Annotated in this window: 16 protein-coding genes; 12 read left to right on the forward strand and 4 right to left on the reverse strand. The window is 29.0% G+C overall.

Features of this window, described 5'->3' with window-relative positions; genetic code table 11:
• The first annotated feature begins 319 nt into the window (after nucleotides 1–319).
• Nucleotides 320–1,057, forward strand: a complete 738-nt coding sequence (locus A7L45_RS04235) for a TPM domain-containing protein (protein WP_071611603.1) — start codon at nucleotides 320–322, stop codon at nucleotides 1,055–1,057.
• A 56-nt stretch (nucleotides 1,058–1,113) separates the two neighbouring features.
• Nucleotides 1,114–1,677: a LemA family protein gene (locus A7L45_RS04240; RefSeq protein WP_071611604.1), complete on the forward strand. Its 564-nt coding sequence runs from the start codon at nucleotides 1,114–1,116 to the stop codon at nucleotides 1,675–1,677.
• Between the two features lie 258 nt (nucleotides 1,678–1,935).
• Here A7L45_RS04240 and A7L45_RS04245 read toward each other — a convergent pair whose 3' ends face one another.
• On the reverse strand, nucleotides 1,936–2,811 hold the full coding sequence (locus A7L45_RS04245; protein WP_071611605.1) for a LysR family transcriptional regulator: 876 nt from the start codon (nucleotides 2,809–2,811) through the stop codon (nucleotides 1,936–1,938).
• Between the two features lie 121 nt (nucleotides 2,812–2,932).
• On the opposite strand from A7L45_RS04245, the gene A7L45_RS04250 reads away from it, so the two are divergent.
• Entirely contained in the window at nucleotides 2,933–3,940 is a 1,008-nt protein-coding gene (locus A7L45_RS04250; protein WP_071611606.1) for a YeiH family protein, read from the forward strand.
• A gap of 137 nt (nucleotides 3,941–4,077) precedes the next feature.
• On the forward strand, nucleotides 4,078–4,893 hold the full coding sequence (locus A7L45_RS04255; protein ID WP_071611607.1) for a multinuclear nonheme iron-dependent oxidase: 816 nt from the start codon (nucleotides 4,078–4,080) through the stop codon (nucleotides 4,891–4,893).
• A gap of 75 nt (nucleotides 4,894–4,968) precedes the next feature.
• On the opposite strand, the gene A7L45_RS04260 is transcribed toward A7L45_RS04255, so the two are convergent.
• Nucleotides 4,969–5,571, reverse strand: coding sequence for a DUF3137 domain-containing protein (locus A7L45_RS04260; RefSeq protein WP_071611608.1), 603 nt, complete (start codon nucleotides 5,569–5,571; stop codon nucleotides 4,969–4,971).
• Between the two features lie 424 nt (nucleotides 5,572–5,995).
• On the opposite strand from A7L45_RS04260, the gene A7L45_RS22435 reads away from it, so the two are divergent.
• A complete protein-coding gene (locus A7L45_RS22435) occupies nucleotides 5,996–6,916 on the forward strand; it encodes an RpnC/YadD family protein (protein ID WP_171298153.1) in 921 nt (306 codons plus the stop codon).
• A 636-nt stretch (nucleotides 6,917–7,552) separates the two neighbouring features.
• On the forward strand, nucleotides 7,553–8,650 hold the full coding sequence (locus A7L45_RS04270; RefSeq protein WP_151553646.1) for a hypothetical protein: 1,098 nt from the start codon (nucleotides 7,553–7,555) through the stop codon (nucleotides 8,648–8,650).
• Nucleotides 8,651–8,730: 80 nt separating this feature from the next.
• Here the strand turns inward: A7L45_RS04270 and A7L45_RS04275 are convergent, their stop codons facing one another.
• On the reverse strand, nucleotides 8,731–8,991 hold the full coding sequence (locus A7L45_RS04275) for a DUF5316 family protein (RefSeq protein ID WP_170288037.1): 261 nt from the start codon (nucleotides 8,989–8,991) through the stop codon (nucleotides 8,731–8,733).
• A 336-nt stretch (nucleotides 8,992–9,327) separates the two neighbouring features.
• Here A7L45_RS04275 and A7L45_RS04280 point away from each other — a divergent pair, with 336 nt between their 5' ends.
• Complete coding sequence (locus A7L45_RS04280; protein ID WP_071611611.1) at nucleotides 9,328–10,035, forward strand: MBL fold metallo-hydrolase; 708 nt, start codon at nucleotides 9,328–9,330, stop codon at nucleotides 10,033–10,035.
• 136 nt (nucleotides 10,036–10,171) lie between these two features.
• On the opposite strand, the gene A7L45_RS04285 is transcribed toward A7L45_RS04280, so the two are convergent.
• A complete protein-coding gene (locus A7L45_RS04285; protein ID WP_071611612.1) occupies nucleotides 10,172–11,290 on the reverse strand; it encodes an NAD/NADP-dependent octopine/nopaline dehydrogenase family protein in 1,119 nt (372 codons plus the stop codon).
• A 305-nt stretch (nucleotides 11,291–11,595) separates the two neighbouring features.
• Here A7L45_RS04285 and A7L45_RS04290 point away from each other — a divergent pair, with 305 nt between their 5' ends.
• The 5 genes from A7L45_RS04290 (at nucleotide 11,596) to A7L45_RS04310 (ending at nucleotide 15,728) form a co-directional block, all read left to right on the forward strand.
• Nucleotides 11,596–12,465, forward strand: a complete 870-nt coding sequence (locus tag A7L45_RS04290) for a PilZ domain-containing protein (RefSeq protein WP_071611613.1) — start codon at nucleotides 11,596–11,598, stop codon at nucleotides 12,463–12,465.
• Between the two features lie 119 nt (nucleotides 12,466–12,584).
• Nucleotides 12,585–12,926, forward strand: a complete 342-nt coding sequence (locus A7L45_RS04295; RefSeq protein ID WP_071611614.1) for a cupin domain-containing protein — start codon at nucleotides 12,585–12,587, stop codon at nucleotides 12,924–12,926.
• Nucleotides 12,927–13,011: 85 nt separating this feature from the next.
• A complete protein-coding gene (locus tag A7L45_RS04300; RefSeq protein WP_071611615.1) occupies nucleotides 13,012–13,290 on the forward strand; it encodes a GNAT family N-acetyltransferase in 279 nt (92 codons plus the stop codon).
• A gap of 109 nt (nucleotides 13,291–13,399) precedes the next feature.
• Nucleotides 13,400–13,627 (forward strand): small acid-soluble spore protein Tlp, encoded by a 228-nt coding sequence (gene tlp / locus A7L45_RS04305; RefSeq protein WP_071611616.1) that lies wholly within the window; start codon nucleotides 13,400–13,402, stop codon nucleotides 13,625–13,627.
• A gap of 157 nt (nucleotides 13,628–13,784) precedes the next feature.
• Nucleotides 13,785–15,728, forward strand: coding sequence for a sigma-54-dependent Fis family transcriptional regulator (locus A7L45_RS04310; protein WP_071614864.1), 1,944 nt, complete (start codon nucleotides 13,785–13,787; stop codon nucleotides 15,726–15,728).
• The last annotated feature ends 86 nt before the right edge of the window (nucleotides 15,729–15,814 follow it).

Genomic DNA, 15,814 nt, shown 5'->3' on the forward strand with positions numbered 1-15,814 from the left:
TTCCTACTTCTTTTGTTATCTTATTTTACCAATTAGTCTTAACATAATGGTGATTTCAATAGTATAATTTTAAATTAGAACTATTATTAACATACCAAATAACACATAAAATATATACTTTCATAAATCTATGGAACAAGAATTATTAATGCTAATACCATTTTTCTTTGTCTTATCACATATCATAAAGACCTCTTATTTATGTATAGAGAAAACAAATTCTCTCTATACTATATTATAATTTATTATATGTTACAATTATATGTATAATAGAGCAATTTTAGAAAATTTATTTGAGCGATTTAGAAGGAGAGTTTATATGTTTAAGAAGAAACTACTAATATTATTTTATGTTTTGATAGCAGTACTAATGTTTCAGGTACCGGTACTTGCAGCAGAAGACCAATTACCAGACAAACCAACTAATAATATCTATGTTCAAGATAATGCTAAAATATTAAATGCAAGTGAAATTCAAAAGTTAGTAGCAAAAAGTACAAGTTTAAACAGCCAAAAGGGAATACAACTTGCAATACTGACTGTAGATGTAATTCCTAATGGCTACGACTTAGAATCATATTCTAATGCAGTATTTAAAAAGTGGGGTATTGGAGGCAAAGAGTCAAATAAAGGTTTATTGTTTGTTTATGTAACTCATACTGATAATATTAGATTAGAGGTAGGATATGGTTTAGAAGGTGACATTCCAGATATAACAGCTAAAAGTATTCTACAAAAAGTTCATCCAGTATTAAGACAAAAAAAGTATTCCGAAGCACTTAATATTCTTTATCCATTAGTAAGTGATGCTAAACTTCAAACAGCACAAACACCTAAAAAATCTATATTTACCGCCGGTAACATATTCAAAGTACTTTTCATGTTAGGTATATTCGCAGCAATATTTAAAAAACCAAATAGATACCATCGTGATTATGGTGGTGGGTTTGGTGGTGGATTTGGCGGTGGGTTCGGTGGCGGATTCGGAGGAGATTTCGGTGGCGGAGGTGATAGCTTTGGCGGAGGAGACTCTGGAGGCGGAGGAGCTTCTGACTAACTAAATTAATATTATAGAGATATTTAACAAAATAAGATACATAAGGGGACATTAAAATGACAAAATCAAACAAAACATTACTAATAATAGGCGCAATAGTTGTAGTATTAGTATTATCCGTAATAGGTTCATATAATGGAATGGTAAAATCAAGAGTTAATGTAACAACGCAGCAAAGTAACATTGATACTGTATTGCAAAGAAGAGCAGATTTAATACCGAATATAGTAAGTACTGTTAAAGCATATGCAAAGCATGAAACTGACATATTTACAAGTATTTCAACTTCAAGAGCAACAATGATGGGTGCAGGAACTACTAAAGACAAGTTAAATGCAGATACTAAGTTAACGGCTGGGTTAGGAAAATTAATGGCTGTAGCAGAAGCTTACCCAGATTTAAAAGCAAATACACAGTTTACAGCATTAACTACTGAATTAGAAGGTTCAGAAAATAGAGTTTCTGTAGCAAGAAAGAATTATAATGATGCAGTAGGAAGTTATAATACTAAAATAGGCACATTTCCAAATAATATAATGGCAGGTATGTTTGGATTTAAACAAGCAGAGTTATTTAAAGCAACAGCAGGTGCTAATGTAGTACCTAAAGTAACATTCTAAAACTTAATGAGGGATTTTGTATGAAATATTAAATTAAGAGATTTACAACTATCGGATAAAGAATATTTTATATTCATTGGTGACAAATCTTATCATGGAAAAGGTATTGTCACATTAAGGAATAAGAAGGAATTAAAAAGTGCAGCTCTGCAAGAGATGATTTAACAACAAAAAGGGAATTCAATAAAATGAATTCCTTTTTAATATACTAACATCCTGCATTCCTAAAATATAAACTATGTTAACATCATATTCAATTTATTTTAAACAAAAGCCTATAAAAGTCTTAACAAACTCTTCATCACTGTCTTTTATATATACAAAATTAAATTCTCTAAATATCCTAAGTCCTTTAATAGGAATTATTTTTATAATACCTGACTCCACTTCTTTTTTTAATGTTTCTTTTGATATTATAGAATACCCTAAATTTGCTTCCACAAGAGACTTTATAGCCGTTATGCTACCTAATTCCATATATGGTTTAAAATCTTTCAAATCATAGCCCATTTCTAAAAGGTCATTTTCAAAAATCTCCCTAGTCCCCGAACCCTTTTCTCTTAATATTAACTTTCCTTTTAAAACTTTATCTAAAGTTATATTTTTATATTTAGCAAACTCATGTAAATGTGATACTGCAAGCACCAATTCATCATCTTTGTATTTTATATATTTAAATTTTTCTCTATCAAAGTTTCCCTCTATTAGGGCTAAATCTATGGTCCTGTTTAACAATTTTTTAATTATTTCTTCTGTATTGTTAACTTGTAAAAGTATATCTATGTTTTTATAACAATTTCTATAGTCAGCCAGGATATAAGGAAGTATATATCCTCCGATTGTCATGGATGCACCTATATAATAAGTTTTATTAATATTATCTTTATTTCTAAATTCAGCCTCTAAGTTTCTATAAATACTATTCAATTCAATGGCATACTTATAAAGAATTTTACCTTCCACAGTTAAGTTTATACTTTTTCCACATTTCTTTATAAAAATTACGCCATAATATTCCTCAAGAAATTTTATGTGCTGAGATACTGCCGGTTGGGTTATGTTCAATATTTCACTAGCTTTTGTAAAACTTTTTATTTTTGTCACAGTTATAAATGTTTGTAACCTTATGTCCATATAAATTATCATCTCCATGTTAATTATAACAAATACTTATGATTATATAACAAATTCTAATTTGTTTTAAACCTAATTTAATACTATTATTAATTTGTACTAAATTTTAGGAGTTGATTTTATGAATTGGATTAAAAATAATTTTTTAGGAATGGCTCTATCAATATTATTGGCACTTGCCGCATGGAAATTAGGTAATTTAGTTCCTATTGTAGGCGGACCTGTTTTTGGCATTGTATTAGGAATAATTATAAACAACACCATTGGTAAACCTAAAGTTACTCTACCAGGTATTATGTTTACATCAAAAAAGATACTTACCTGGGCAATTGTAGTATTAGGTGCAGGCTTAAGTCTTACACAGGTATTAAAAACTGGTTTAAGCTCTTTTTCAGTAACTATATTTACTCTTGCAGCATCATTTATAACCGCATTTGCTGTAGGTAAGCTACTTGGAATACCATATAAACTAAAAGCCTTAATTGGAGTTGGTACTGCAATATGTGGTGGTTCTGCCATAGCTGCAATCTCACCCATTATTGAAGCAGATGATATGGAAATCTCATATTCTATCTCTACCATATTTTTATTTAACATCATAGCTGTTTTAATATTTCCTCCTATTGGACATCTATTAAGGTTTTCAGATAAAGCCTTCGGGCTTTGGGCAGGTACAGCTATAAATGATACGTCTTCCGTAGTTGCTGCTGGATATGCATATAGTAACGTAGCAGGAGCCTATGCTACTATTGTTAAGCTCACAAGAACTACTATGATTATACCGATATCTCTTATTTTTGCTTTTGTTACTGCGTATAAAAAGAAAAAAGAATCCAAACAAGATTCAAAGGTGAATTATAGTTTTAGAAAAATATTTCCTTGGTTTATTATATGGTTTTTAGTTGCTTCTCTTTTAAACACTCTTGGAATATTTAAGGGAGATAGCTTAACCTACATAAATACTACTGGGAGATTTATGATAGTAACGGCAATGTCTGCAATTGGACTAAATACAGATCTTAAGAAAATGGTTAGTAATGGAGTAAGACCAATTTTACTAGGTCTTATTGTATGGTTTTCAGTAGCTAACGTGAGTATTTTGGTACAATTTGTTACTGGGCAGATCTAATGTATTGAAAAGAGAACATAATGTTAATCTACGTCCATTGATAATTAGGTTAAACTATATTAAACTAATTGTATAGTAAATTTTATTTTAAGAGAATAGTTAAATTATCTAGATGTGATAAGGTGGTGCTATAAAATATGTATATCGGGTGTAATTGGTCAAAATCTTTGAAATTTCTTCTTGAAAAGGAATCTGTTAGTGTAGATTATATTAAGTCAGGTGCATATGGAACATTTAATGAACAGTTTTCAATTATGCGTTCAATGCGACCAGTTCTACTCCATGGTCTAGGATATTTTGAGCGCGCGGGAATGGAAAATATAGAAATCATAGATTTTAATTCTGCAAATAATCTTATAAAAAAGTGCAATTCTCCGCATTATGGTATTCATCTTGCAATTAAAAATTCAGATATGTATCCTGGTATGACTGATGAAAATATATATGAACGTATGTCTAAACAGATTCAGATTTTTAAAAGCAAATTAACAGTTCCATTATTACTTGAAAATATTGCTGATACGCCGAAAGAACATTTAATAACGATTGATCATTACCCTTATATTATGCCAGAACAAATTAGTCGATTGTTAACAGATAATGATGTATCATTTTTGCTTGATCTTACCCACGCAAAGATTACTGCACAATATCGTGGCTGGAATATTCATGATTACATTCGAGCATTACCACTTAATCGTGTTGCAGAAATTCATATAAATGGTTCTGGTTATGATAAAAATGGTTTTCCGGAAGATACACATCAAGCTATGAAAAATGAAGATTACAAATTGTTAGAATGGGTTTTAAATTATACAAATCCCAATATAGTTTCATTGGAATACAATGGAGTAGAGTCAGAAAATGAAGAGACAGTTACTTGTTCTTTAGAAAAACAACTAAAGGAAGTTCAAAATATATGTAATTCAACAAAAAAGGAATTCAATAAATGAATTCCTTTTTAATATATATACATATTTAATCTTTAATTAATAATAAATATCGTTAAATGTGAGATCACAAAGTGGCTATTTCAGATTAACATCCACCTGTTCACTACTAGCGATACTCATAACACAAAGTTCTTTTAGTACTTCTGCAAATAACTCGTAAAGCGCTTTAAGTCGTTCAATATCTCTAATTACACCATTTACCACAAAATATAATTCATCTACATTGCTTGGAAAGTCACTAGCAAAAAAACCGTCATCATCTTTAACTTCTAAGTGTATTGAGCTTTGTAGTTCTAATAAATTTCTTATTTTTTCATTTGAAAATAGTTGAGTTAGTCTTTCACTGTTAGTACCCTTTATTATAAAGTTCTCATCAAATTCACTATACCCAACACTAACATCCTGCATGCCTAAAAGTTTGCCTAAATCACTAAAAAGTCCTTTTCTATAAATTTTAAAATAAAAGCTATCAAAAGTTTTAAAAGGGGCCCTTATTCGTGTATATGTTCTAGAATTGTTGCCACTACCAGAAGAATATGTATCAAATAAAATAATCCAATTATCCACACGTGCCTCTACCATACCTCTTTTAAAGAAACCTCTCTCTATATAATCTGCATTAATCTCCCTAGATAGTTGTTCCCAAACTTCTTTTTTACTTGGTCCAAATAATCCCATTTTATTCCTCCTACAAATATAAACTATGTTAACATCATATTCTATATAATGTTGTAATTAAATACTAAAAACATAAAACGTCATTATGGTGACATGAAAATACATAAATATAACTTATAAATACTGGATTTTTAAAAAGCATTAAATTAAATCAATAAGAAAATAAAAAATTATTTGTATTAACAAGTAAGTTTAATGACAAAAGGGAAATTTGATAAAATAATTCTATTTTAATATATTATAGGAAATGTGATTGTAGAAATGGTTGCTGGGGGTATGATAAAGGTGAATGTTGTTGATAGTAATTAAGGGGATTAAAGTATCACCTTGTTAATACAATATTATAGAAGAAATGTGAGTAATGGAATTGTAAAACACACATAAAAATGATAAAATAAAACAAAAATAGAAAGTACTAATTACTATGATGAATAGCTTATTCAAAGAAGATTTTGATGTTGAAATGACAGAAATAACGTTCGAAAATAATGAATTTGTTTCAGATGATTACGATATAATACGTGGTGATTTATTTTTAAAGATATCAAAAGGGAATAAACCATATCATTATCATATAGAACTTCAAACTAAAAATGATGCAACAATGGTAATAAGAATGTTTGAATATGGATTTAAAAAAGCAAAGGAACTATCAAAATATCAAGTAGATGATGAAAAAGAAATTGTTATATATATTCCAAAACAATTGGTTATATTTGTAGAGCAGAATAGAAATATTAAAGATGAACTAAAAATGAAATTAGTTTTTCCGGGTGGACAGGAAATAAAATATGCTGTGCCAACAATGAAATACTGGGAATACAGTGATATAGACATTATGCAAGATAAAATGTATCCACTGCTTCCATTACAAGTATTCAAACTTAGATATAAAATGGAACAAATAAAAAAGAAATATGGCGAAGGAAGTTCTGAAATAAAAGAAACTATTATGGAAGCAAAAAAAATATCAGAAACAATATCTAAAGAAGGAAGTCAATTATTTAATAATGCAGAAATAGATGGAGATGATTTACACAGAATATTGCTAGCGGTAGCAAATTTATTTGAATATCTTAATACAAAATATGGTGATGATGAAAAATTGAATGAGGAGGTGCGTAATATGACTAAGACTCTGTATGATCCTGCTGTAGAACAAAGAGGGATAAAAAAAGGCATAGAGCAAGGAATAGAAAAAGGTATAGAAAAAGGAGATATTAGAGCTAGAGAGGAAATGGTAAAAGAAATGTTGCTAGATGGTGAAAGCATCGTGAAAATTAAGAAGTACTCTAAGTTAAGTGAAGAAGAAATAACAGAGATAAAAAATAAAATAAAACAATAAAACAATAAAACAATATAAAATACTGTAGATTAACTTCTATGGTATTTTGTAATTAAAGACCATATACTAGAAAAAATATGAAGAATATAAAAAGGAAAGAGATGGGCATTTGAAATGACAATATATGAGATTAGAAGATTTCACTATATAGAATAAATAGAAAGTAGTAATAAGTAATTTTTAACAACAAAAGAGGAATTCAATAAATGAATTCCCTTTTAATATATATACATATTTAATTTTAAACTAAGTAGAGTATAGTAATTTATTTTAATATAATTTATTTTTATTTGTCTTATCACATATCCTAAAGACCTCTTATTTATAAACTTTTACTACCCTCTAAAAACTCTGAAGATTTAATTTGATGCAATGGACTATCCCCTTTCTATTAGCTATTTTCTTACTTTATCTAATGAAGGTTAACAGTTAATTATGCTTCTTTGTTTATGAGATAATAATAACATGGTAATTGGTATTTGTAAAGAACTATTTTTAAATAATAACAAGTATCGTTAAACGTGGCTATGTTATAATGAGGTAAATAATATATATATAGGAGTGATTTTCTGTGGGATAATTACGATATTTTAAAAGATAAAGTTTTGGAACATGTTGAAGGAGAGAGGAATGTATATGTTTAAAAAAATATTGATATATGGTTTATCATTTATTGGGGTAATTGCGGTAGGTATAATTTATGAAAGAGCTTATTCTGGAGATGTAAATTCAACTATACCAATAATAATGTTTATTCCTAGTATTTTATTGGTTGTATTCTGTCTTGCCGTAGTTGTATGTAGCATTGTATATATTATTAAGCATAAATTTAATATGTTTAGTGTTATTTTTATTGTCTGTTCTATAGTAGTATTATTAATTAATACTTCTAAAATAGAGGATATACCATATTTTATAACCGGAAATTTTGTGCATTATAATGGGTTTGTAACGCTAGGCAGTCAAAAGGAGCATGGCATTCACTATAATCGTGCTGAAAGGCAATATAAGATACGGTCTGGTACACAGAGAGTATTGCGATTAGATAATAAAGAAAATATAGTAACTAATAAAGATGTAGGGAATATATCAGATGCTGAAAATAGCAGGGGCGCATATGAGGTCGTATATTTACCAAATACAAAGTATTTAATATCTTTTAAAAAGATAGACGATTCGATTTTATCAAACAACGTAAAAAAATTAGATGATTACTCGAAGCCTATAAACAAATCAAAATCATATACCTTAAATACTAGATATGATGGTAAAGATAGTGCAGATGTAAAGGTAACTATGCTCTCATATATACCAAATAAATACATGACTGAAGTAGGAAAGCTTACCGGATTGGATTATATAGATTCTACGTTTGATGGAATGGCTATAAAAGTAAAATATGATTTGAGCAATATGAAAAGTAATTCTGAGAATAAATATATAGGAGACATCCTTCCTAATAGTACAGGTGACTTCGTCATGAAAGATGCTAAAGGCGTAGAAAGTGGAAATATTTTAGAAAATTTCAATGGAAGTACTTCAAGGGAACTTTATTATTTAGAAAATGATAAAAAATATACATATAAAAATGGGGATAGCAAAAGTATCATTGGATGGGTTATAGTGTTTCCAAATAAAGGTTATGCAAAATTACCTATATCTTTATACATAGGAAAAAACTTAATATACGATAAAGATTTTGAAACAATATTAAAATTTAACTTGCCTCAATAGTGAATGAATATGTTTAAAATTTTTATCAATAAGAAAGGAATTCAAAGTGAATTCCCTTTTAACATATACTTACGATAGCTCTATTTTATTAAGAAAAAAATAGTAACAGCCAAAATAGTATTACTTAATCCTATAACCATCGCGAAATTAGTGATTTTACTCCTTACTACTTTATCGTCTTTTTTATCAATAGAACTAGCTGATCTAAACCTAGTTTTGCCAATAGAGCTACCATTTAATGTTCCGGCTAAACCGAAGCATACTAAAGCTATACTTCCACAGATTTTAATAGATAATACCCAATTGTTTAGGACTTTACCTAAAACAATACTAACACACATTATAATAAAACTTGAAATGATTATTTTTTTAATTTCTACCACCCCTTAACACATGGATTCATTCTAAAACTTATTTAAGAACCAAAATAAATTTCCTATGTTATTATTTTTCTGTTTTACAAGACTTACTTTAATTAACATCATAGTCTATATAAATTTGTAATTAAATACTAAAAGCGTAAAACGTCATTATATTGACATGAAAATACATAAATATAACTTATAAATGCTGAATTTGAAAAAAGTATTAAAAAAGGTTAAGATGTAAATATATTGTTGCTATAGTACATAGCAAAGTAAGAGATGGTAAAACTAATTTATATTAAGGAGGAGAATATGCTTAATTTTATTGGAATGGGAAGTGCTTTTAATACAGAGATTGGCAATACAAGTGCATTTGTAAAGAAAAATGACAGCTTAGTTCTTATTGATTGTGGAGGAACAGTTTTTCATAAGTTGCAAGAATTAAGCATGTTTGATGAACTTAAAAATTTGTATATTGTTATAACTCATACACATCCTGATCATGTTGGGAGTCTTGGAGACGTTATATTTTATTCGTATTATATTTTAAAACATAAACCAACTATTTTTTTTCCACAAAAGGAACTAATAGAAAAGTTTTTAACTAGCATAGGGGTAAGTGCTGAAATGTACAACCTTAATTGTAATAATGTAGAAGATATAAATGATATGCAGCTTGGAGATTTTAGTATAGATTTTATGCCTGTTTCTCATGTTGATACAATACCGGCATATGGATTTATAATGAAATTAAATGGAAGCGTGTTTTATTATAGTGGTGATGCTAATGGTATAAGTAATACAATAGTAGATATGCTGAAAAACGGACAGATTTGTAGAATTTATCAAGATACATGTGGATTAGATTATGAGGAAAATGCTCACTTATCACTAAGAAAACTTTGTGATACAATTCCCCAGGAATTCAGAAATAAGGTTTATTGTATGCATCTTGATAAAAATATAACAGCTGAAGATATAAAGCATAATGGATTTAATGTTGTAGACATATATAAATAGGAATAATATTAGTTTGTTGTACAGCATCATTTTTGCGCTTATCATATTTTTTACATTTTACGTCTTCTCCTTAAGAAATTTTAGAAAAAAATCCTCGACAGTACTTTAATGTAGTACTGTCCAGGATAATCCCAATTTACTTGTAATATGCAAATACATCTTCTATTGATTTTATCCCGAAATTTTGTGGAAGTGGAAGACCTTTTAAATCTTTTCCTATAAATTTACCATATACATAATATTCAACCCCGAAAAAGCTTTCAAACCACATAAGAATTTTATCAATAAAGGGAGTTTTAACTTCCACCAATTCGCAAAAGCTCTTAATAATGCATAGTCCATATGGAAAATCTTCTAGAAAGTATCTTGAATTAAAATCTGGAATATACCCCTTCTCTGTTTTTATAAGTGGAGACTCTATATTCTTAAGCGCAGGCTTACCACTAATTTGCTTTGTCATTTGCTGAGTGGAATCTGCTCCAAAATATTCTTTTATAAAACCGACTTTCTTAAAATCAATAGTCCCGAGCTTTAGGCATAAGTTCTGAACCTCTTCATCAGTAGCTATTAACATTTCTGAACATTCATCCGTCCACTCGTTATAAAATTGAATCATATTTTTAAAATATACTCCTTCTTTATAATCGTGAAAGATTCCATAAAGTCTTGCAGTATGAAGAATTGGATTAGCTGGTGTAAGTGAAACTTGCAGAAAATTTTCTAGTGGATTGCACTTCATGCTAAGTATGGACTCTAATGCATTGCATACTTTTGATGTATTACTAGCAGGAATAGCTCCTATAAAAAGTTCTTCTTTTTTACCTAGGTCATATACAGATTTTCCGTACTCCTTTAATCTAGCTATGCCATAAACTCTCTGAAATCCGAATATTGTACAGCCGTTTTCAATAAGTTCGTCGCAATAGAATTCTCCACCACCATTACCTGGCATCATGCCAATCCAAACTCCCTTTCTAAGAAAAGGCTTTATTCTTTGAAGCGTTTTGCTAAATATATAAGATGGAAGTGTGGATATAATGATGTCAGCATCTTTTATTATTTCCTCTGGGTTACTAGATATAATATCTATTCTCCCTGTGTGTTTAATTGTGCCATCATTATCACAAACCTCAATAATATGGTTCCAATCATCTGGTCTGGAAGTCAATAGCCTTACAGAAATATTCTTGTTTCTTCCGATGTCGCCCATTAAAAGTGTACCTATATTACCACCACCTAAAATACATATATTCATTTTTTGTCCTCCTAAATAATATTTTATTTTTTTAAATCTGTATTAGTATTATAACATATAGGCACATATAACCACAGTATGACTCAAATGTAGAATATATCTTAAATAAGCTTCGGTTTTGTCCGTTTTACGTTGAATTGCTTTATAATTAAGAAAAGTAAGTGAATTTTCTTTGTATTATTACATATAATAAAGACATATTAGTTATAAATTTTAGAGATTGATAGTTCAGAGCTCAGCGGAATCGTACGATAATAAAATATATTTAATATGTAATATATTTCTATTTAGAAAGGACGGTTTTTATGGAAACAAGAGGCATTAGAAAATATTCTAGAATTGAATGTAAGACACCAATTTGTACACAAATTTCTATTGTTAAATTTAATAATAAAATTGTCACTACAGGAAAAGGAAATATCTGTGTAGAAAATATCAGCTCTGGTGGACTCAAGTTTCTTTCTAGCTTAAATCTGCCAGTAAGTGATATTATGATTATTGAGTTTAAGTTGATAGTTGAAGAGGAGTGTACTGCTTTTTATGGTTATATTGTGAGGAAAGAAGAAGTCGATGGTGGCATATATAGATATGGAGTTAAGTTTATTAATAAGGCTGGCGATGATGACCATGAACAGTTTATGATAAGGCTTAATGAATTAAATAAAAATGGAACTTTAGAGAATTCGGATAAGTGTTCATATGATGTAGATTGTATTAGAAAATGTACGGTGAATGTTGATAGAAGAACATATAAAAGATATAAACTTAATAATAATTTTGTTGCGAAAATGAAAGTGCACAAAATAAGTAATAAATCGGGCATTTCCCAGTGGGTCACTATACGAATAGATAATATCTCACATGATGGTATTCAATTTATTACTGATATTAATTTAGTAATAGATGAGAATACAATCTTAGAATTTAGTATAGTTATTGCTAATACAAAAATTTATGCAAAAGGTTATATGTCGTGGAGAGAAAAAATTGAAGAAAATAAATATATATATGGAGTGAAATTAGATATTACTGATTCAGAAAAAGAAAAGATAGTTAAAGTTTTAGAGCATGTAGTGGATTTTTCTTCAGAAAAGGGATTACTTACGCGTGAATGTTTTGGACAAAAGTTTAATTATGCTAGGCCTAAAAATCATAATTTTGAGAGACTTATATAAAAAATATTTATAATCCAAATAATTTGATTCAAATCACATTCTTATGCCTTAAATAAGGATAAAATAAAGACATAGGAAAGCAAGAATATGTGAAAACAAAATATTAGGAGGAAAAAAATATGAACACTAAGTTTTTCAAGAATATAGAGGTTGCAAAGGCATTAGGACTAAAAGAAGAGGTATTATATGTAGAAAATCAAGTTGTGAGTAAAACCTTAACACAAACTAATAACGTTAGCATAACGCTATTTGCTTTTGACAAGGGTGAAGAAATAAGTACACATTCAGCACCGGGGGACGCATTAGTATATGTAACAGAGGGACAAGTTACAATAACAATAGGAAATAATGATCCGGTTATTGTTAATGAAGGCGAAATAATATTAATGCCAGCAAATACACCTCATGGACTCGTGGCTAATGAGAGATTTAAAATGATGTTAGTTATAGTAAATGGTTAAAAGTGGTATTTCAATGAAAAGTAGAACTTAATGTAGTATTATCATTATAAAGAATAAATATTTTTATACTAAAGGAGGAATTATTTTGTTAGATATAAAAAAAGGAGTAAAGAGTTTTTATGTGGGTGATAATGAAGAAAAACCACTCGCTAAGATGGAGTTTTTATATAGTGGAGATGCAATAACTATCGATCATACTTTTGTATCTGATGAGTTAAGAGGCCAAAATGTAGCTAGACAATTGTTAGAAAAGATTGTTAGTTTAGCGAGAGAAACAAATAAAAAAATAATTCCTATCTGTCCTTACGCTAAAGCTGAATTGAATAAAAATGACAAGTATTTAGATGTATTAATGGTTAAATAAATTTTCTTGTAAATACCCCTTTTAATGTTTTATTGTATAATAAATATCTTTGTAGAGATAATAATGATAATAGATAGTTATTAAATAAAACAAAAGGGGATATTAAATTATGAAAAACAAACCAGATGATAGAAGAGATAATGTAGATAAAATCCAAGAGAATATTAGTAATACTATTGAAAACTTTAATCTTACGCAGGACACTATTGAAATAACAGATAATGATAAAGAGAAGAAAACACTAGAACAAAAGAATGAGAGAAGAGAAGACGCAATTGATGGTATGAGATCAGAAATTAGAGATGAGGCAATAGATAAAAAGAACGGATATAGATAAATTATAGAAATCTCTCTGCTATGCAGGGAGATTTTTATAATTTATTTTAGTAGATGTAGAAGCAAATTGCTTTCTCATAGTATAATATAATAAAATGCCACTTGTTACTTACCACTTGCCAGGTGGTGGCACAAAGGGGATGCGGAGAGTGAAGAGTATGTCGGGATATATGGAATTTATTTCTAAGGCTTGGGAAGAATTTGTGAAGCAAGGGAATATGAATAATGAGGTAAGATTAGAAATAGCAGACTCCTGGAAAAGATGCAAGGGGTATGGTGTAGATTTTATGGATGGTCGTGGTAATGATGTTTATGCGGTATCTGTAGAATCTAAAATCAAAGAAAATGCGGAACTTGTTTCTGTAGCCCGTCCTATAATGGAGGATATACATAACATTATAGCAGGCTCTGGATTTGCTTTGTTCTTATCAGATAGGGATGGGTATATACTTGATATTATTGGAGAAAGCAATATTATACAAAAGGCAAATGAGTTGAATTTTGTAAAAGGAGCTCTGTGGACAGAAAGGGCAGTGGGCACTAATGCTATAGGAACAGCGATCCACTTAGATAAACCTATACAGACAATAGGGGCTGAACATTATGGTGTAAACCAACATTCTTGGACATGCTCTTCAGCGCCTATTCATGATGAAGAGGGAAATATAATAGGGTGTATAAATATGGCAGGTATTTGTCGTGATGCACATTTACATACATTGGGAATTGTTACGGCAGCTGCGGAGTCCATAAAAAAGCAGCTAGCACTTATTATTTCTTATGATTTATTAAACATAACTTTTGATTCAATAGTGGAGGGTATGATTGTTATTGATGAAAATTTTAATATCAAAAGGATAAATGACAGGGCTGAAAATATTTTAGGAATAACACAAAATGAGATATTTAAAATGAACATAAAAGAAACACTAAAAGATCTAAATTTTGATCATATGATATCGAGTTCTAGGCAAGCTTATAATAATATAGAATGCGATTTTCATATAAGAAATAAGAGAATAAAATGTATAATAAATGCGGTTGCTATGAAAGTTAATCATAAATTTATGGGCAGCGTTATAACTTTTAGAGAAACTGAGTATGTACATAAGTTGGTTAATAAAGTGGTGGGATATAAAGCAACCTATAAATTTGATGATATTATAAGTGATAATGAAAAAATGAAAAGTTTAATAGAATTTGCAAAGAAAGCTGCAAAAAGTGATTGTAATATACTAATTGAAGGTCCAAGTGGTACAGGTAAAGAGCTAGTGGCCCAATCAATTCATAATTATAGTAAAAGGCAACAGGGACCTTTTGTGGCTATAAATTGCGCATCTATACCAAGAGAATTGGTAGAAAGTGAACTTTTCGGGTATGATAGGGGCGCATTTACAGGAGCGATTAAAGAGGGACACCCTGGAAAATTTGAACTTGCAGATGGAGGAACTATTTTTTTAGATGAAGTAGGAGAACTTCCTTTAGATATTCAATCTAAACTATTAAGGGTACTTGATAACAATAAGATTGTTAGAGTCGGTGGAACATATGAGAAGGAGTTAAATGTTAGAATTATATGTGCAACTAATAAGAGGCTAAAGGAAGAGGTAAAAAAGAAAACTTTTAGAGCGGATCTTTATTATAGGTTAAATGTAATGAACATAAAAACTATTCCACTTGTAGAAAGAAAAGAGGACATAGGAGTACTTGCAAAATATTTCATAGACATGCTAAATATGAAAAATAATGATAAAATCAAAGTCATGAATAAAAATTACATCACAAATCTTATGGAATATGAATGGCCAGGTAATGTGAGAGAGCTTAGGAATGTTATAGAAAGAGATTATTATTCAAGCGAAGATAATATAATTGGAATAGAGTCTTCAGATATAGTAGAAATAAATAAATGTATAGGAAAAACTAAAGATAAAGAAATTAGAGATATAGACATTATACCTATAGATATTTTAGAGAAAGAGAGTATAATAAGGTCTCTTAAATTTTGTCAGGGGAACCTAGTAAAAGCAGCTAAAATGTTGAAAATAAGTAGATCTACTATGTACAGAAAAATTAAAAAATATAATATTAACAATGTTTAAATAAATATTCTATATTTAACTTTCAAATTAAAATAAGTAACTATAAAGTGTATCAAAAAGAGAGTTAAAACATGTAAAATGTCAAA

The organism is Clostridium estertheticum subsp. estertheticum, assembly GCF_001877035.1.
GTDB lineage: Bacteria > Bacillota > Clostridia > Clostridiales > Clostridiaceae > Clostridium_AD > Clostridium_AD estertheticum.

Coding starts and splice junctions, on each gene's coding strand:
- A7L45_RS04235 (WP_071611603.1), top strand. CDS start 320: ATGTTTAAGAAGAAACTACTAATATTATTTTATGTTTTGATAGCAGTA.
- A7L45_RS04240 (WP_071611604.1), top strand. CDS start 1,114: ATGACAAAATCAAACAAAACATTACTAATAATAGGCGCAATAGTTGTA.
- A7L45_RS04245 (WP_071611605.1), bottom strand. CDS start 2,811: ATGGACATAAGGTTACAAACATTTATAACTGTGACAAAAATAAAAAGT.
- A7L45_RS04250 (WP_071611606.1), top strand. CDS start 2,933: ATGAATTGGATTAAAAATAATTTTTTAGGAATGGCTCTATCAATATTA.
- A7L45_RS04255 (WP_071611607.1), top strand. CDS start 4,078: ATGTATATCGGGTGTAATTGGTCAAAATCTTTGAAATTTCTTCTTGAA.
- A7L45_RS04260 (WP_071611608.1), bottom strand. CDS start 5,571: ATGGGATTATTTGGACCAAGTAAAAAAGAAGTTTGGGAACAACTATCT.
- A7L45_RS22435 (WP_171298153.1), top strand. CDS start 5,996: ATGATGAATAGCTTATTCAAAGAAGATTTTGATGTTGAAATGACAGAA.
- A7L45_RS04270 (WP_151553646.1), top strand. CDS start 7,553: ATGTTTAAAAAAATATTGATATATGGTTTATCATTTATTGGGGTAATT.
- A7L45_RS04275 (WP_170288037.1), bottom strand. CDS start 8,991: ATGTGTGTTAGTATTGTTTTAGGTAAAGTCCTAAACAATTGGGTATTA.
- A7L45_RS04280 (WP_071611611.1), top strand. CDS start 9,328: ATGCTTAATTTTATTGGAATGGGAAGTGCTTTTAATACAGAGATTGGC.
- A7L45_RS04285 (WP_071611612.1), bottom strand. CDS start 11,290: ATGAATATATGTATTTTAGGTGGTGGTAATATAGGTACACTTTTAATG.
- A7L45_RS04290 (WP_071611613.1), top strand. CDS start 11,596: ATGGAAACAAGAGGCATTAGAAAATATTCTAGAATTGAATGTAAGACA.
- A7L45_RS04295 (WP_071611614.1), top strand. CDS start 12,585: ATGAACACTAAGTTTTTCAAGAATATAGAGGTTGCAAAGGCATTAGGA.
- tlp (WP_071611616.1), top strand. CDS start 13,400: ATGAAAAACAAACCAGATGATAGAAGAGATAATGTAGATAAAATCCAA.
- A7L45_RS04310 (WP_071614864.1), top strand. CDS start 13,785: ATGTCGGGATATATGGAATTTATTTCTAAGGCTTGGGAAGAATTTGTG.